Origin of the sequence: Streptomyces fructofermentans, from assembly GCF_014651055.1 — a bacterium.
Taxonomy (GTDB): domain Bacteria; phylum Actinomycetota; class Actinomycetes; order Streptomycetales; family Streptomycetaceae; genus Streptomyces; species Streptomyces fructofermentans.
Genome location: NZ_BMWD01000002.1, coordinates 54,455 through 70,496, shown reverse-complemented (window position 1 = coordinate 70,496; position 16,042 = coordinate 54,455). Strand labels below are relative to the sequence as shown.

Here is a 16,042-nt window from a genome sequence, read left to right as displayed (position 1 = left end):
CAGCCACGAACAACTGTGCATGACCATATGCAGTCGGGTAAGGGGCAGCTTTGATCAGATTTGACGCGGTGAGCAAAAACTATCCCAACGGCACCACAGCCGTGGACGATCTGTCCCTGGAGCTGGCCGAAGGAGGCATCACGGTCCTGGTCGGCCCCTCCGGATGCGGCAAGACCACGACGCTGCGTATGGTCAACCGCATGGTGGAGCCGACGGCCGGGACGGTGAGCCTGCGCGGCCGGGACATCCGGGACGTCGCGGCGCCCGAACTCCGGCGCGGTATCGGCTACGTGATCCAGCACGCCGGCCTGTTCCCGCACCGGACCGTCCTGGACAACATCGCCACCGTTCCGCTGCTGCTGGGCTGGGGCAGGAAGAAGGCCCGGGCGCGCGCGGCGGAACTGCTGGAACTGGTGGGGCTGCCCGCCGGGATGGCCAAGCGCTACCCGTACCAGCTCTCGGGCGGACAGCAGCAGCGCGTCGGTGTGGCGCGCGCGCTCGGAGCCGATCCGCCGGTGCTGCTGATGGACGAGCCGTTCAGCGCGGTGGACCCCATCGTCCGGGCCGAGTTGCAGACGGAACTGATACGGCTCCAGAAGGAGTTGCGCAAGACGATCGTGTTCGTCACCCACGACATCGACGAGGCGATCAAACTCGGCGACAACATCGCGGTGTTCCGCACCGGCGGCCGGCTCGCGCAGTTCGACTCCCCGGAGCGGCTGCTGGCCGACCCCGCCGACGACTTCGTGGCCGGATTCGTCGGCCAGGACCGCGGCATACGCCGGCTTTCCTTCGTCGACGCGGCCGAACTGCCGCTGCGCGAAGGACGGGTGCTGTCCGCCGCCACGCCCGTGGCCCGGGCCCGGGCGGTCGACGAACCCTGGGTCCTCGTGGTCGACGGCGACCGTCGTCCGCTCGGCTGGGCGGCCGTCGGGGGACTGCCGGACGAGGGCACGCTGGCCGACGCGGTGCTGGCGCCGCTCGGCCACACCTTCAGCCTGGCCGGCGACTCGGCGCGGGCCGCCCTGGACGCCGCGCTGCTCTCGCCCTCCCGGCTCGCGGTGGGCGTGGACGCGCAGGGGAAGGTCGTCGGGGTCGCGGACGCGTACGAACTGTCGGCCGCGACGTCGGGCCCGGAGAAGGACGGGCCCTCCACGTCCGCGGCCCCGTCCGGAGAGGTCGGGAAGCAGGGGCCTCCCGTCCACGAGGCGGGTGAGAAGCGATGAGGGACGGCGAACCGCTCGTCAGGTGGGCGTGGATCGGCGACCACGTCGACGAACTGGCCCACTACACCGGAGTGCATCTGCGCCTCGGACTGCTGCCGGTGCTCCTCGGGCTGCTCATCTCGATCCCGTTGGGCATCCTGTGCCACCGCTGGCGGTGGGCCTACCCGCCCACCCTCACCGCGGCCAACATCCTGTACTCGATCCCGTCCCTCGCGCTGTTCATGATCTTCGTGCGCTACACGGGCCTGACCGAGCGCACGGTGATGATCCCGCTGACGCTGTACACCCTGTCCGTCCTCATACCCAACGTCGTGGACGGACTGGCGGCGGTGCCCGACCCCGTCCGGCAGGCGGCCACCGCGATGGGCTTCAGCACGGTACGCCGCGTCGTCCAGGTCGAACTGCCCATCGCCGTGCCCGTCGTCGTCGCCGGCGTGCGCGTCGCCGCGGTCTCCTCCATCAGCCTCGTGGCCGTGGGGCAGCTGATAGGGCAGGGCGGCCTCGGCTACTACATCACCCGGGGGCTCCAGCTCGACTTCCCGACGCCGATCATCACCGCGACCGTACTGATCATGCTGCTGGCCCTCGTCACCGACGCGCTGCTCGTCCTGGCCCAGCGGCTGCTGACGCCCTGGGCGCGCGGCAAGGGGGCCGCCGCGTGAACGGATTCCTGAACCAACTGAGCCTCGTCGGCGACTGGTTGACCTCGTCGCAGCAGTGGCACGGGCCCGACGGCATACCGCACCGGCTGCTGGAGCACCTCACGTACAGCGGCCTGTCCCTGCTCTTCGCCGCGCTCATAGGGCTGTCGCTGGGGCTGTTGGTGGGACACACCGGCCGGGGCGCCTTCGCCGTGGCCAGCGTCGCGAACCTCGCGCGGGCGGTGCCGACCTTCGGCCTGGTCGTCCTCGTCGTCACCCTCGCCGGGCTCAGTACGGCACCCGTCCTGGTGGCACTGACCGCACTGGCGGTCCCGCCCATCCTGATCAACACCTTCGAGGGGATCAGGGGCGTCGACCCGGACGCCAGGGACGCCGCGCGCGGGATGGGCATGACCGGCTGGGAGGTCCTGCTGAAGGCCGAGGTGCCGATGGCGCTGCCGCTGATCCTGCTCGGCCTGCGGGTCGCCGCGATCCAGGTCGTGGCCACCGCCACGGTCGCCGCGTACCCGGGCCTCGGCGGTCTTGGCCGCTTCATCGTCGACGGGCTCGCCCGCAACGACTACGAGCTCGTCATCGGCGGCTCCGCCGTCGTGGTCCTGCTGGCGCTCGTCGTCCAGGCCGTGTTCACCGCGCTCCGGCGCGTCGTCGTCTCGCCGGGCCTGCGGGCCCCGGCGTCCGGCCCCTGACCTCCCGGACCCCCGCGCCCCCGAGGGCCGCCGGGGACTCCCGAACAACCGAACAACAGAACAACCAGAGAAGCAGAAAGAGGAGACACCCCATGCGAGGCATGTTCCGCGTCACCGCCTTCGGTCTGATCGCCGCCCTCTCGCTGACCGCCTGCGGCGGGGACGGCGACAGCGACGACAATCCGCTGACGGAGGGCGGCGGTGGCGGCGGAGGCAAGTCCATCGTCGTCGGCTCGGCCAACTTCCCGGAGAACCAGCTGCTCGCCGAGATCTACGCGCAGGCGCTGGAGGACAAGGGTCTGAAGGTGACCCGCAAGTTCGACATCGGCGCCCGCGAGGTCTACTACGACCAGGTCGTCAAGGGAGGCATCAGCGTCTTCCCCGAGTACAACGGAGCACTGCTGTCGGTGGCCGTCGACAAGAAGAGCACCGCCACCAGCACCGAGGACATCAACGCCGAACTGAAGGCGAAGCTGCCCAAGTCGGTCGAGATACTCGACTCCGCCGCGGCCGAGGACAAGGACTCGGTCACCGTCACCTCCGAGGTCGCCGCCAAGCACAACCTGAAGACCCTCGCCGACCTCAAGCCCGTCGCGGGTGACCTGGCGATCGGCGCGGGCTCCGAGTTCAAGACGCGTACGCAGGGCCTGGTCGGCCTCGAGAAGGTCTACGGCGTCGAGTTCGGGAAGTTCCAGCCGCTCGACGCGGGCGCCCAGAGCACCCTGCTGAAGCTGCTGAAGGAGGGCACGGTGCAGGCCGCCAACCTGTACACCACCGATCCCGCCATCGTCGAGGACAAGCTCGTCGTCCTGGAGGACCCGAAGAACCTCTTCTCCTCCCAGAACATCACCCCCCTCGTCCACAAGTCGGCCGTCGACGGCAAGGCCAGGGAGACGCTCAACGCCATCTCGGCCAAGCTCACGACCGAGGACCTGCTGGAGATGATGAAGAAGCTCGTCAACGACAAGGCGGACGCCGCCGACGTCGCCGAGGAGTGGCTGACCGGGGCCGGTCTCGCGAGCTGACCGGGAAGGTCCCGGCCCGGCGCGTCCGGGGCGGACGGAGTCCGCGGCCCCGCGCCGCCGTCACCGTCCGCCCCGCCCGGCGTGCCCCGCGCCACGGCACACAAGACTGAGCCGGGAGCCGGGAGCCGGGAGCCGCGGTGGCGGCGCCGAGGCGCTTCCGGTCGCCGCCCGTAGGCCGGCCGGCCCGCACCTCCTGCGGGCGGCCCGCGCGCTCGGGCGGGCGGTCGCCGTAGGACGACGGGCCGACCGGGCCTGCCGTGAGCGCCAGGGTGATCGGGTGGTCGGGTGGTCGGGTGGTCGGGTGGTCGGGTGCGGTAGGGTTCACCTGCGTGTTCACGCGGTTCACCGCGGCGGGGCGCATCGGGACGTGGCGCAGCTTGGTAGCGCACTTGACTGGGGGTCAAGGGGTCGCAGGTTCAAATCCTGTCGTCCCGACTTGCGAAGTAGCAGGTCGGAGGTCATTTCCGGTTGATCGGAAGTGGCCTCTTCGTCGTTCTCGGGGACCAGATGTGGACCGCGTGCCACAGGCGGCCGTGCAACGCCCCTTGACTCGGTCAAGTGCGCCATGGGGATCGTCGAACGCTCCGACCTGCGCAAACGTTTCCTTGATGTCGCTTCCGGCCGACAGTGCACGCTGCGCGCAACCGGCGCCCCAATCGGCTTCGGCGGACTCCCCCAGGTCGAGCGGATCGCACCCCCTGCCGTAGAGCAGCAGGAAGAAGCCGAAGTCGATCGCCCCCTTCCGCTCCCGTGGGTTCGCCGAGCCGGTCCCACCACTGGGCCACGCTGGGCGATTGGGCACGATATGTGCTTGCTCTTGCCTTATGTGGCATTTAGTGTCCGCCGGAAGGGAAACGCTGCGAGGTCCGAGTCCCGTGCCACCGTCCGGAAGGGAGGTGTGGAGCGTATGCACGCGAGGTGCGACTTTCGGCATGTTTCGGGTCGGAAGGGTCCTGGAGGGACGCGATGGCTGCGGGCGTTCGCCGTACTGCCGTTGCTGGCGTCGGTGCTCGCCGCTTGTGGCAGTGACGAGGGGTCCGGTAGGCCCACCCTCAACTGGTACAACTTCCCCGACGACTCCGGTGCGCTCCAGAAGGCGGCCGACCGGTGCAGCCAGGCGTCAGGCGGCCGCTACAGGATCAGCTACAACAAGCTCCCGCGTGCCGCGGACGGCCAGCGCCAGCAACTCGTCCGCAGACTCGCCGCCGAGGACGACTCGCTCGACATCCTGGGCCTGGACGTCACCTGGGCGGCGGAGTTCGCCGAGGCGCGCTGGATCCGGGAATGGACGGGAGCGGCGAAGCAGCAGGCTGTCGAAGGCACTCTGCGCGTACCCCTGCGGACCTCGACATGGAAGGGCAAGCTGTACGCCGTCCCGTACAACACCAACGCCCAACTGCTGTGGTATCGCAAGGACCTGGTGCCCACCCCGCCCAGGACCTGGGCCGAGATGCTCGACATGGCCGGCGACCTCGCCCGGCAGGGAAAGCCGCACTTCGTGGAGACCCAGGGTGCCCAGTACGAGGGCCTGACTGTCTGGTTCAACACGCTGATCAACAGTGCGGGCGGCTCCATCCTGAACGCGAGCGCGACCGAGCCCTCCCTCGGTCCTCCTGCCGTGCGAGCCGCCGGGATCATGCGTGATCTGGCGAAGTCGCCGGCCGCGGACCCCTCCCTGCCCAACCAGATGGAGGACCAGAACCGCCTCGCCATGGAGTCGGGGACGGCGGCGTTCGAACTCAACTACCCGTTCGTCTATCCGTCGATGAAGGCGAACAACCCGGAGCTGTTCAAGAACTTCCGCTGGGCGCCGTACCCCCGGGTCGACCCGAACCGCCCGGCACGGCCCACCATCGGCGGCATCGATCTCGCGGTGAGCGCCTACTCGCGCCACCCCGACCTGGCCTTCGACGCAGCGCTGTGCCTGCGCAACCGGGAGAACCAGCTCACCGCCGCGCTCGAGGGCGGTCTGCCGCCCACCCTGCGCGCCCTGTACGACGAGCCCGCGTTCATGAAGGAGTACCCCTTCTCGAGGGAGGTGCTGGCCGCACTGGAGGCGGCGAGCGTGCGCCCGATCACTCCGGTCTACCAGAACGTGTCGATCGCGGTCTCCCACACGCTGTCTCCGCCGGCCGGGATCAAACCGGAGAGCTCCGTCAACACCATCAGGGAGCAGATCGACGATGCCCTGCGATCCGAGGGTGTGATTCCGTGAACCACCTCATCCCGCACCACTCCGTCAGCCGGCGCCGCGGCGCGCGGGCCTCGTCCTCGGACGGCCCGAGATGAGCGCGCGGGCGCAACCGGCCGGAACCCCGCCGTCCCCCGAGGCGGAGACGGAGCGGACGGAGCCGGACCGGGCGGCACTCTCGGCGGGTGCCAGGCAGGAGCGGCGGCTCGGCTGGCTGCTCTGCGCGCCCGCGGTCGTCGTCATGATCGCGGTGACCGCCTACCCCATCGGGTACGCCGTCTATCTGTCCCTCCAGCGGTACGACCTGCGCTTTCCCGGACAGGCGAAGTTCGTGGGCCTGAGCAACTACGGGGCGGTGCTGTCATCCCCGTTCTGGTGGGACGCCTTCTGGGTCACGCTTTTCATCACCGCCGTGTCAGTGGTGATCGAGCTGGTCCTCGGCATGGGACTCGCTCTGGTGATGCACCGCACGATCTTCTGGCGCGGCGTCGTCCGCACGTCGGTCCTCATTCCGTACGGGATCGTCACCGTGGTCGCAGCCTTCTCCTGGCAGTACGCCTGGACCCCGGATCTCGGATACCTCGCCGCGCTGCTGCCCAGCGGAGAGGCCCCGCTGACCGAGCAGTGGCCCGCACTGTGGCTGATCATCCTCGCCGAGGTGTGGAAGACGACGCCGTTCATGGCCCTGCTGCTCCTCGCGGGCCTGGCGCTGGTCCCCGAGGAGACCCTGAAGGCGGCCATGGTGGACGGTGCCACCGCCTGGCAGCGGTTCACCAAGGTCATGCTGCCGCTGATGAAACCGGCCATCCTGGTGGCACTGCTCTTCCGCACACTGGACGCGTTCCGGATCTTCGACAACATCTACATCCTGACCGCGGGCGCCCAGGGGACCGGCTCCCTGTCGATCCTCGGGTACGACAACCTGTTCACCTCGCTGAACCTGGGCATCGGGTCGGCGATCTCGGTCCTGATCTTCATCTGCGTCGGGATCATCGCCTTCGCCTTCGTCAAGATGTTCGGCGCTGCAGCACCGGGCGCGGAGGTGAAGCGCTGATGGCCGCGGCGGGCAACACGCATGCCGCCCGATGGGGTGTCATGAACGTGGTGGTGGTGCTGTACGCCCTGTTCCCGGTGTGGTGGATCGCCGCACTGTCGTTCAAGGACCCCAGCACCCTCACTGACGGCGACTACATCCCCAGGGACTGGACCCTGGAGAACTACCGGGGCATCTTCGACACCTCCGAGTTCACCCGCGCACTGATCAACTCGATCGGTATCGCCCTGATCTCCACGGTGATCGCGGTGGCGCTGGGCACCATGGCCGCCTACGCGGTGGCCAGGCTGCGCTTCCCCGGCAAGCGGGTGCTCATCGGCATGTCACTGCTGATCGCCATGTTCCCCCCGATCTCCCTCGTGTCACCGCTGTTCAACATTGAGAGGATCATCGGGATCTTCGACACCTGGGTCGGGCTGATCATCCCGTACATGACCTTCTCCCTGCCGCTCGCGATCTACACCCTGTCGGCCTTCTTCCGGGAGATCCCCTGGGATCTGGAGAAGGCCGCGAAGGTCGACGGGGCGACGCCCGCGCAGGCATTCCGGATGGTCATCGTGCCGCTGGCCGCGCCGGGCGTGTTCACCACCGCCATCCTCGTGTTCATCTTCTGCTGGAACGACTTCCTGTTCGCGATCTCGCTGACTTCCACCGAGTCCGCGCGCACGGTGCCCGCTGCGATCGCGTTCTTCACCGGGAGCTCCCAGTTCCAGCAGCCCACGGGGTCGATCGCCGCCGCCGCTGTGGTCATCACCATCCCGATCATCCTTTTCGTCCTGTTCTTCCAGCGGCGGATCGTCGCCGGACTGACCTCCGGGGCAGTCAAGGGGTGAACGGGCCGACCGTGGCAGACAGGCCACCGGTCCGAGACGCCGACCCCGGTACTCGGATCCGGAAGGCATGAAGGCAAGGAGGCACCATCCATGGCCGAGATCATCCTCGAGGGAGTCACCAAGCGCTTTCCCGACGGGGCCCTCGCGGTGAAGGACGTGGACCTCGAGATCGCCGACGGCGAGTTCGTGATCCTGGTCGGCCCGTCGGGATGCGGCAAGTCCACGACCCTGAACATGATCGCCGGACTTGAGGACATCACCGAGGGCACCCTGCGCATCGGAGACCGAGTCGTCAACGACCTGGCTCCCAAGGAACGCGACGTCGCCATGGTGTTCCAGAGCTACGCCCTGTACCCGCACATGAACGTCCGGCAGAACATGGGCTTCCCGCTGCGCTTGGCCAAGGTGGACAAGGCCACCATCAACGCCAAGGTGACGGAGGCCGCCCGGATCCTTGACCTCACCGAGCACCTGGACCGCAAGCCCGCCAACCTCTCGGGCGGTCAGCGCCAGCGGGTGGCCATGGGGCGCGCGATCGTCCGTGACCCCAAGGCGTTCCTGATGGACGAGCCGCTGTCCAACCTGGACGCCAAACTCCGGGTACAGATGCGCACTCAGATCTCCCGGCTGCAGCGGAGCCTCGGCACGACCACCGTCTACGTCACCCACGACCAGACCGAGGCGATGACGCTCGGCGACCGGGTCGTGGTCATGAGGCAGGGCCTGGTCCAGCAGATCGGCACCCCTGCCGAGCTGTACGACCTGCCGCGCAACATCTTCGTCGCGGGCTTCATCGGCTCCCCGGCGATGAACTTCCTGAACGCCACTCTGGCGGACGGCGCCCTGCGCTCGTCCCTGGGCGACCTGACCCTCGACGACCGTACGAGGCAGGCGCTGGAGAGACAGGACGCGCCCCGCGAGGTCATCGTCGGGCTACGACCGGAGGCATTCCAGGACGTGGCCCTGTCGCGGGACCGGGACCGGACGGGCCCGGTCCACACCGCCACCGTGGAGGTACTGGAGTCGCTGGGCTCCGATGTGTACGTCTACTTCGCTGCGGAGGGCGGGCCCGCGACGACCACCGAACTGGAGGAGCTCGCCAAGGACTCGGGCCTGCGCGACACCGGCGCCGACACCCGGCACATCGTGGCCCGCCTGGATGCCGCCACACGTGCCCGCGAGGGCGAACCGGTGGAGCTGCAGGTCGACATGGCCAAGGCCCACGTGTTCGACCCGGCGACCGGAGCGAACCTCACGCATCCAGTGAGGGCGGACTGACGACGCACCACACGGGGCGCGATCCGCAGCCGTGCACCCGGCGACTCAAGAGGCGGCTGGTCTTCGTCGACCGTGCAGGCGTCCCGGAAAGGGTGTTCCCCGCGGAGGCGGCGCGTGGTGTCAGGCGCCACCGGCGGGCGGTGCCAGGTGCTCCTCTGAAGCGGCTTGGGGAAGACCAGTTGGGGACCGCACGGTCTGCGCGATCTTGCACGGTAGGGCCATTGACGCACAACACACGCCCGGATTGCGTCTGTTGTCCGCCGATGATGTAGGTGACTCTCGCTCCTGGGGTCAAGGGGTCGCAGGTTCAATCCTGTCGTCCCGACTTACGAAGGGTCTTCGCGGACGAGAGTCCGCGAGGGCCCTTTCCGCATGCCCGGGTCCGAAGGTCGCCGCAGGCGCAGCGGGCCGGCCGTCCGGCCGCGCCGGGTCCGGAACGACTGGTCGCACCGGGCGCGCGAGTCCCGTTCGCCGGCCGGCGAGGGGCGGGTGCGGTGGTCTGGGACGGGAGCCGTTCATCACCAACGTCCGATATTTCGTGCGCGGTTCGAAGTTTCGGTGCCGAAAATAGGGCCGCGCCCCGAGGACGTCAATACCCCGCGTCGCGACCGGTCACGCGGGCCCGGGGGCGGACACGGCGTGCTTCCGTCGCGTTACTCAAACGTGACGTCTTCCTGCTGCGGGACCCCTTGACCCGCATGAATTGTTAGCGCTCACAATGACCTCCGCATCCACCAGACGAGAGCCGGGGAGGAACGACAGTGGCGTCCACAGCGCTCCAACTCGCCTCCGCGGTACGTGTCGTGAGGCCCCGGAGGGTCCGGAAGGGCCGGCCCGCCGGCCTGCCGCGGGGAGGCGGGACGCACCGCGGCCCGACCGCCCCCCGGGTGGATCGGGCGCCGTCGCCCGATCCGCGCCCCACCGCACGGAGACGTCCGGACCTGCCACCCAGGTCTTCCGGTACACGACCGCCGAGGAGGTGCGGCATGGCACCGGCTCAGCTCCGGCCGCCCACCATGGCCGACGTCGCACGACGGGCGGGTGTCTCCCACCAGACCGTGTCCCGGGTGCTGGGGGACCACCCCAACGTGCGGGACGAGACACGGGCCAGGGTGCTGCGTGCGATCGAGGAGATGGGCTACCGCCGCAACTCCTCCGCGCGGGCCCTGGTCACCCGGCGCACCAGGACACTCGGAGTCGTCGCCTCCGACACCACGCTCTACGGTCCCGCGAGCACCCTGTTCGCACTGGAGGAGGCGGCGCGGGCCGAGGGGTACCTCGTCTCGACGGTCAGTCTGCGCAGGCTGACCGTGGACACGCTCTCCGAGGCACTGGACCACCTCGGCGGGGGCGGGGTGGAGGGCGTGGTCGCCATCGCCCCGCAGCGGTCGGCGGTCGAGGCCCTCGCCGAACTGCGCCACCGGTTCCCGGTGGTGACGGTGGGCAGCGGTCCCGGGGTGGGCATCCCCGGAGTCAACGTGGACCAGCAGCTGGGCGCGCGCCTGGCGACGGGCCACCTCCTGGCGGCGGGCCACCGCACGGTCTGGCATCTCGCCGGACCCGAGGACTGGCAGGAGGCCGCCGACCGGGCGGCCGGCTGGCGGGCGACCCTCGAAGCCGCGGGCGTCGAACCGCCGATGACACTGCGCGGGGACTGGAGTCCGCTGTCGGGCTACCGGGCGGGACAGGAGCTGGCCGGCTGGGTGGGCCGGGGGCTGACCGCGGTGTTCGTCGCCAACGACCAGATGGCGCTGGGGGTGTTGAGGGCACTGCGCGAGGCGGGGGTGCGGACGCCCCAGGACGTGGCGGTCGCCGGGTTCGACGACATCCCGGAGTCGGAGTTCTTCGCCCCGCCGCTCACCACCGTCCGCCAGGACTTCTCCGCGGTGGGCAAGCGGAGCATCGCCCTGCTGCTGGACATGATCGAGGGCAGGGAGCCCGCTGGGGTGCCCCGCATCGCCATCGAGCCCCAGCTCGTCGTCCGGGCGAGCACCTTCCCGTACGCCTCCGGCCAGGGGGCCGCCCCGACCTGACGCGGTGGGCGCCTCCCCGACGGGGTATCCGCCGGCCGGGCCGGACAGATGCGTGGCCGGTATTTCGAACAATGATCGACAGGCTGGACGCGGCGCAGGCCGTCCCAGCACGTGCCATCGAGTACCAGCAGGTCCGCCAGGGCCGGCTCTTCAAAGGAGAAGAAACATGCTCAACAGACGAGGCTTCCTCACTGCGGCGGTCGGCGTGGCGGCTGCGAGCGGCCTGGCGGCCTGTGCGAAGGAGGACGACAGCTCCTCCGGCTCCGACTCCGGCAGCGGCGGAGGCGGCAAGAAGATCACTCTCGGCTTCGCGCAGGTCGGCTCGGAGAGCGGCTGGCGCACCGCCAACACCAAGTCGGTCAAGGCGGCGGCCAAGGAGGCCGGTTACACCCTCAAGTTCTCCGACGCGCAGCAGAAGCAGGAGAACCAGATCTCGGCGATCCGCAGCTACATCGCGCAGAAGGTGAACGTCATCGCGTTCTCGCCGGTCGTCGTCACGGGCTGGGACGCGGTGCTCAAGGAGGCCAAGACCGCGAAGATCCCGGTCATCCTCACCGACCGCTCCATCGAGACGTCCGACGACTCCCTGTACGTCAGCTTCATCGGCTCCGACTTCACCGACGAGGGCCGCCGCGCGGCCCGGATGCTGGAGAAGGTCCTCGCCAAGGCCGGGCACAAGGGCGCGGTGAAGATCGCACAGTTGGAGGGCACCACCGGTGCGGCTCCCGCCATCGAGCGGGCCAAGGGCTTCAAGGAGGTCATGGACGCCGAGCACAAGGACGACTGGAAGGTCGTCGTCAGCCAGACCGGCGACTTCACACGGGCCGGCGGCAAGCAGGTCATGGCCGCCTTCCTGCAGTCCAACCCGGACATCAACGTGCTCTACGCGCACAACGACGACATGGCCCTCGGTGCCATCCAGTCCATCGAGGCCGCCGGAAAGAAGCCCGGCAAGGACATCCTCATCGTCTCGGTCGACGGCGTGAAGGACGGCTTCGTCGCGATGTCCGAGGGCAAGATCAACGCGATCGTCGAGTGCAACCCGCTGCTCGGCCCGCAGTTGATGGACCTCGTGAAGAAGGTCAACGACGGCGAGACGGTCGAGCGCCGGATCAAGACCGAGGAGGGCGACTTCATGCAGGACGAGGCCAAGGCCGCGCTCCCGGACCGCAAGTACTGACGGACCGCACCCCCTACGGGGAGCCTCCGCCGGCCGGGCACGCCCCGGCCAGGGAGGCTCCCCGCAGGCCTGAACCCATTTCATGAGGAGCGCTGCCATGGCAGAGCCGCAGCCCGTCCTGGAGATGACGGGCATAGTCAAGGAGTTTCCGGGGGTACGGGCTCTGTCCGGCGTCGACTTCCGGCTCTTCCCCGGTGAGATCCACGCCCTCATGGGCGAGAACGGCGCCGGGAAGTCCACCCTGATCAAGGTCCTGACCGGGGTCTACTCCCTGGACGGAGGCACGATCACCCTCGACGGGGAGTCCGTGCGGTTCGGCAGCCCGCTGCACGCGCAGCACGCCGGCATCAGCACGGTCTACCAGGAGGTCAACCTCTGCCCGAACCTCTCCGTGGCCGAGAACATCTTCATCGGACGCGAGCCCACCCGGTGGGGCCGCATCCGGTGGAAGCAGCTGCGGCGCGAGGCGGCGGAACTGGTCGACCGGCTCGGACTCGACATCGACGTCACCGCGCCCCTGTCCGCGTACCCGCTGGCCGTGCAGCAACTGGTCGCGATCGTACGGGCGGTGGGCACCGGGGACAGCGACGGCGAGGGATCGGGCACCAAGGTCCTGGTCCTCGACGAGCCCACGTCCAGCCTCGACCGCGACGAGGTCCTCGAACTCTTCCGCCTGATGCGGCGGTTGAGGGACGAGGGTGTCGCGATCCTGTTCGTGACGCACTTCCTCGACCAGGTCTACGAGATCTGCGACCGGATGACCGTCCTGCGCAACGGCGCGCACGTGGGGGAGCACCCGGTCGGCGAACTCGACCAGGTCGGACTGGTTCAACTGATGATCGGCAAGGCCCTCGGACAGCTGGAGGAGCTGCACGACCAGCAACTGCACGCCGATGTCGGCGAGCCCTTCCTGCGGGCGAGCGGCCTCGGCAGGACCGGTGCCGTGGCCCCCTTCGACCTGGAGATCAAGAAGGGCGAAGTCGTCGGCCTGGCGGGCCTGCTGGGCTCCGGCCGCACCGAACTCGCCCGCCTGCTCTTCGGCGCGGACCAGCCGGACAGCGGAACCGTCACCATCGACGGCAGCCGCATCCCGATGCACGCCCCGAACGACGCCATCGCGGCCGGGGTCGCGTTCTGCTCGGAGAACCGCAGGACCGAGGGCCTGGTCCCCGAACTGACGGTGCGCGAGAACATCATCCTCGCGCTGCAGGCAGCGCGCGGCTGGACCCGGCCCATCCCGGCCGCCCAGCGCGACGAACTCGTCACCCGGTACATCACGGCACTGGACATCAGGCCCGCCGACCCCGAGGCCAGGGTCGGCCGGCTCAGCGGCGGCAACCAGCAGAAGGTGCTGCTCGCCCGCTGGCTCATCACCCGGCCGAAGCTGCTGATCCTCGACGAACCCACCCGCGGGATCGACGTCGGCGCCAAGGCCGAGATCCAGAAGCTCGTGGTCTCGCTCTCCGAGGACGGCATGTCGGTGCTCTACATCGCGGCCGAGCTGGAGGAGGTGCTCCGGCTCAGCCACACCGTCGGGGTGCTGCGCGACCGCCGCCTGGTGGCCCGGATCGCCAACGGGCCCGACATCACCACCGGCCGCATCCTGGAGACCATCGCGAGCGGAGAAGACCAGTGACCACCACGCCCCGATGGCGAGCACTGACGCACCACCACCTGTTCTGGCCGGTCGCCGTGCTGGTCCTCCTGCTGCTCGTCAACGTCCCCTTCACGCCCGACTTCTTCTCGATCAGGATGACGGACGGCCACCTCTACGGCAGCCTCGTCTCGATCGTGCTGTTCGGCTCACCGCTGATCCTGGTCGCGGTCGGCATGACCCTGGTCATCGCCACCGGCGGCATCGACCTCTCCGTCGGCGCGGTCGTCGCGATCACCGGCGCGCTGGCCTGCTCGTACCTGAGCGACCAGACCGACCAGGGCGCCCTGTCCGGAGTGCTGCTCGCCATGGCGCTCGGCCTGGCGGCGGCGGCCGTCTGCGGTCTGTGGAACGGCTTCCTGGTCGCGCGGATGGGCATCCAGCCGATCATCGCCACGCTGATCATCATGGTCGCCGGCCGGGGCGTCGCCCAGCTCATCACCGACGGGCAGATCATCACCGTCAACAGCGAGCCCTACAAGCTGATCGGCGGGGGTTACTGGCTGACCCTGCCGTTCTCCATCTTCGTGGTGGCCGCCGTCGTGGCCGTCACCGTGGCGCTGACCCGCCGTACGGCCCTCGGCCTGCTCGTCGAGTCGGTCGGCGGCAACGCCGAGGCCAGCCGGCTCGTCGGCATCAGGTCCCGCCGCATCAAGATCATGGTCTATGTCTTCTGCGCGCTGTGCGCGGGCATCGCCGGCCTGATGATCAGCTCCAACACCTCGGCCGCCGACGGCAACAACGCGGGCCTGTGGATCGAACTCGACGCGATCCTCGCCGTGGTGATCGGCGGCACCTCGCTGCTCGGCGGACGCTTCTCCGTCGGCGGCACGGTCGTCGGCGCCCTCGTCATCCAGACACTCACCACGACGATCTACACGATCGGCGTTCCGACCCAGACCAACCTCGTCTTCAAGGCGGCCGTCGTCATCGTGGTCTGCCTGCTCCAGTCCCCGAAGTTCCGCGCCAAGGTCTTCGGTGCCCGGCGCTCCGGCGCGAAGGGCGGCGGCACGCCGGACACGTCCCCGGCCGACGCCGCCCCCGCGCCCGAGGCCGCTCCCAGGATGGAGGTGTCGTGATGAGCACGACCACCCAGAGCCCCACGACACCCGAGGCACGCACGCCGGGCAGGACCGCGCGGCTGCTGGGGGACCGGCGGCTGCCCGTCCTGGTGACCGCCGGACTGTTCCTCGTGATGTACGTGGTCGGTCTGAGCCGCTACCAGAACTACGGCTTCGCCGAACCGCAGGTCTTCATGAACCTGTTCATCGACAACGGCTACCTCCTGGTGGCCGCCGTCGGCGCGACCTTCGTGATCCTGTCCGGCGGCATCGACCTGTCGGTCGGCTCCGTCATCGGCTTCACGACCATGTTCACGGCGTGGCTGGTGGAGCGTCAGGGACTGCCGATCGTGGTGGTGATCCCCATGGCGCTGGCCGTGGGCGCGTTCGGCGGGTTCCTGATGGGATACGTGATCCACAACTTCGAGATCCAGCCCTTCATCGTGACGCTCGCCGGCCTCTTCCTCTTCCGGGGCCTGTGCCTGGTCATCAGCAAGGAGTCGATCTCCATCGGCGACGCGTCCGTGAGCAGCATGGCCCAGACGCAGGTGTCCCTGGGCGGGGCGTTCCTGTCGATCGGCGCCGTCGTCGCGCTCGTCGTGCTGGCCGTCGCGATCTACGTGCTGCACTTCACGCGCTTCGGACGGAGGGTGTACGCCATCGGGGGCAACGAGCAGTCGGCCCTGCTGATGGGGCTTCCGCAGGGCGGCACGAAGATCGCCGTGTACACGGTGAGCGGGTTCTGCTCGGCGCTCGCGGGGCTGCTGTTCACGCTCTACATCCAGTCCGGCGACCCGTTGCACGCCACGGGGATGGAACTCGACGCGATCGCTGCGGTCGTGATCGGCGGCACCCTGCTCACGGGCGGGTCCGGCTATGTGCTGGGCACCCTGTTCGGGGTCCTGGTCCTCGGCCTGATCAAGAGCATCATCCAGTTCGAGGGAACGCTCAGTTCGTGGTGGACGAAGATCGCCACGGGTGTCCTGCTGTGCGTGTTCATCCTGGTCCAGCGCGCCATGACGAGCCGCCGGACCTGACCCCGGCGGGACGGGCGCGGCCGCGCGGCCGACCCCGTCCCGCGTGTCGGACGCGGTGTCCGGGAGGGATTGCCCCGGGCGCCGCGTGGTCGGTGCCGTGGCGTTGCCGTGTCCGTCGGCTG

General features: G+C 69.3%; 13 protein-coding genes and 1 tRNA gene. All 14 read left to right on the top strand.

Features of this window, described 5'->3' with window-relative positions; translation table 11 throughout:
* The first annotated feature begins 50 nt into the window (after positions 1-50).
* The 14 genes from IE265_RS03470 to yjfF all read left to right on the top strand — a co-directional run bounded on the left by IE265_RS03470 (position 51) and on the right by yjfF (position 15,920).
* Positions 51-1,226 (top strand): ABC transporter ATP-binding protein, encoded by a 1,176-nt coding sequence (locus IE265_RS03470; RefSeq protein ID WP_190033814.1) that lies wholly within the window; start codon positions 51-53, stop codon positions 1,224-1,226.
* On the top strand, positions 1,223-1,888 hold the full coding sequence (locus IE265_RS03465; protein ID WP_190033813.1) for an ABC transporter permease: 666 nt from the start codon (positions 1,223-1,225) through the stop codon (positions 1,886-1,888). The genes IE265_RS03470 and IE265_RS03465 overlap by 4 nt, the downstream gene beginning before the upstream one ends.
* Entirely contained in the window at positions 1,885-2,574 is a 690-nt protein-coding gene (locus IE265_RS03460) for an ABC transporter permease (RefSeq protein ID WP_190033812.1), read from the top strand. The genes IE265_RS03465 and IE265_RS03460 overlap by 4 nt, the downstream gene beginning before the upstream one ends.
* Positions 2,575-2,675: 101 nt before the next feature.
* On the top strand, positions 2,676-3,599 hold the full coding sequence (locus IE265_RS03455) for an ABC transporter substrate-binding protein (RefSeq protein WP_190034075.1): 924 nt from the start codon (positions 2,676-2,678) through the stop codon (positions 3,597-3,599).
* A 361-nt stretch (positions 3,600-3,960) separates the two neighbouring features.
* Positions 3,961-4,034, top strand: a tRNA-Pro gene (locus IE265_RS03450).
* A 571-nt stretch (positions 4,035-4,605) separates the two neighbouring features.
* Complete coding sequence (locus IE265_RS03445) at positions 4,606-5,814, top strand: ABC transporter substrate-binding protein (protein ID WP_229916005.1); 1,209 nt, start codon at positions 4,606-4,608, stop codon at positions 5,812-5,814.
* Between the two features lie 70 nt (positions 5,815-5,884).
* Entirely contained in the window at positions 5,885-6,844 is a 960-nt protein-coding gene (locus IE265_RS03440; protein ID WP_190033811.1) for a carbohydrate ABC transporter permease, read from the top strand.
* Positions 6,844-7,677, top strand: coding sequence for a carbohydrate ABC transporter permease (locus IE265_RS03435; protein ID WP_190033810.1), 834 nt, complete (start codon positions 6,844-6,846; stop codon positions 7,675-7,677). Before IE265_RS03440 ends, IE265_RS03435 begins: the two co-directional genes overlap by 1 nt.
* A 90-nt stretch (positions 7,678-7,767) precedes the next feature.
* On the top strand, positions 7,768-8,955 hold the full coding sequence (locus IE265_RS03430) for an ABC transporter ATP-binding protein (protein WP_190033809.1): 1,188 nt from the start codon (positions 7,768-7,770) through the stop codon (positions 8,953-8,955).
* A 986-nt stretch (positions 8,956-9,941) separates the two neighbouring features.
* Complete coding sequence (locus tag IE265_RS03425; protein WP_190033808.1) at positions 9,942-10,988, top strand: LacI family DNA-binding transcriptional regulator; 1,047 nt, start codon at positions 9,942-9,944, stop codon at positions 10,986-10,988.
* Between the two features lie 166 nt (positions 10,989-11,154).
* Entirely contained in the window at positions 11,155-12,168 is a 1,014-nt protein-coding gene (locus tag IE265_RS03420; protein WP_190033807.1) for an ABC transporter substrate-binding protein, read from the top strand.
* A 97-nt stretch (positions 12,169-12,265) separates the two neighbouring features.
* Positions 12,266-13,804, top strand: a complete 1,539-nt coding sequence (locus IE265_RS03415) for a sugar ABC transporter ATP-binding protein (RefSeq protein ID WP_190033806.1) — start codon at positions 12,266-12,268, stop codon at positions 13,802-13,804.
* A complete protein-coding gene (locus IE265_RS03410; protein WP_190033805.1) occupies positions 13,801-14,901 on the top strand; it encodes an ABC transporter permease in 1,101 nt (366 codons plus the stop codon). The genes IE265_RS03415 and IE265_RS03410 overlap by 4 nt, the downstream gene beginning before the upstream one ends.
* Positions 14,901-15,920, top strand: a complete 1,020-nt coding sequence (gene yjfF, locus IE265_RS03405) for a galactofuranose ABC transporter, permease protein YjfF (RefSeq protein ID WP_190033804.1) — start codon at positions 14,901-14,903, stop codon at positions 15,918-15,920. Before IE265_RS03410 ends, yjfF begins: the two co-directional genes overlap by 1 nt.
* Positions 15,921-16,042: the final 122 nt, after the last annotated feature.

Excerpts from the sequence above, each read along its gene's own strand:
- IE265_RS03465 (WP_190033813.1), top strand. The coding sequence starts at position 1,223 with ATGAGGGACGGCGAACCGCTCGTCAGGTGGGCGTGGATCGGCGACCAC.
- IE265_RS03440 (WP_190033811.1), top strand. The coding sequence starts at position 5,885 with ATGAGCGCGCGGGCGCAACCGGCCGGAACCCCGCCGTCCCCCGAGGCG.
- yjfF (WP_190033804.1), top strand. The coding sequence starts at position 14,901 with ATGAGCACGACCACCCAGAGCCCCACGACACCCGAGGCACGCACGCCG.
- IE265_RS03425 (WP_190033808.1), top strand. The coding sequence starts at position 9,942 with ATGGCACCGGCTCAGCTCCGGCCGCCCACCATGGCCGACGTCGCACGA.
- IE265_RS03420 (WP_190033807.1), top strand. The coding sequence starts at position 11,155 with ATGCTCAACAGACGAGGCTTCCTCACTGCGGCGGTCGGCGTGGCGGCT.
- IE265_RS03435 (WP_190033810.1), top strand. The coding sequence starts at position 6,844 with ATGGCCGCGGCGGGCAACACGCATGCCGCCCGATGGGGTGTCATGAAC.
- IE265_RS03430 (WP_190033809.1), top strand. The coding sequence starts at position 7,768 with ATGGCCGAGATCATCCTCGAGGGAGTCACCAAGCGCTTTCCCGACGGG.
- IE265_RS03415 (WP_190033806.1), top strand. The coding sequence starts at position 12,266 with ATGGCAGAGCCGCAGCCCGTCCTGGAGATGACGGGCATAGTCAAGGAG.
- IE265_RS03455 (WP_190034075.1), top strand. The coding sequence starts at position 2,676 with ATGTTCCGCGTCACCGCCTTCGGTCTGATCGCCGCCCTCTCGCTGACC.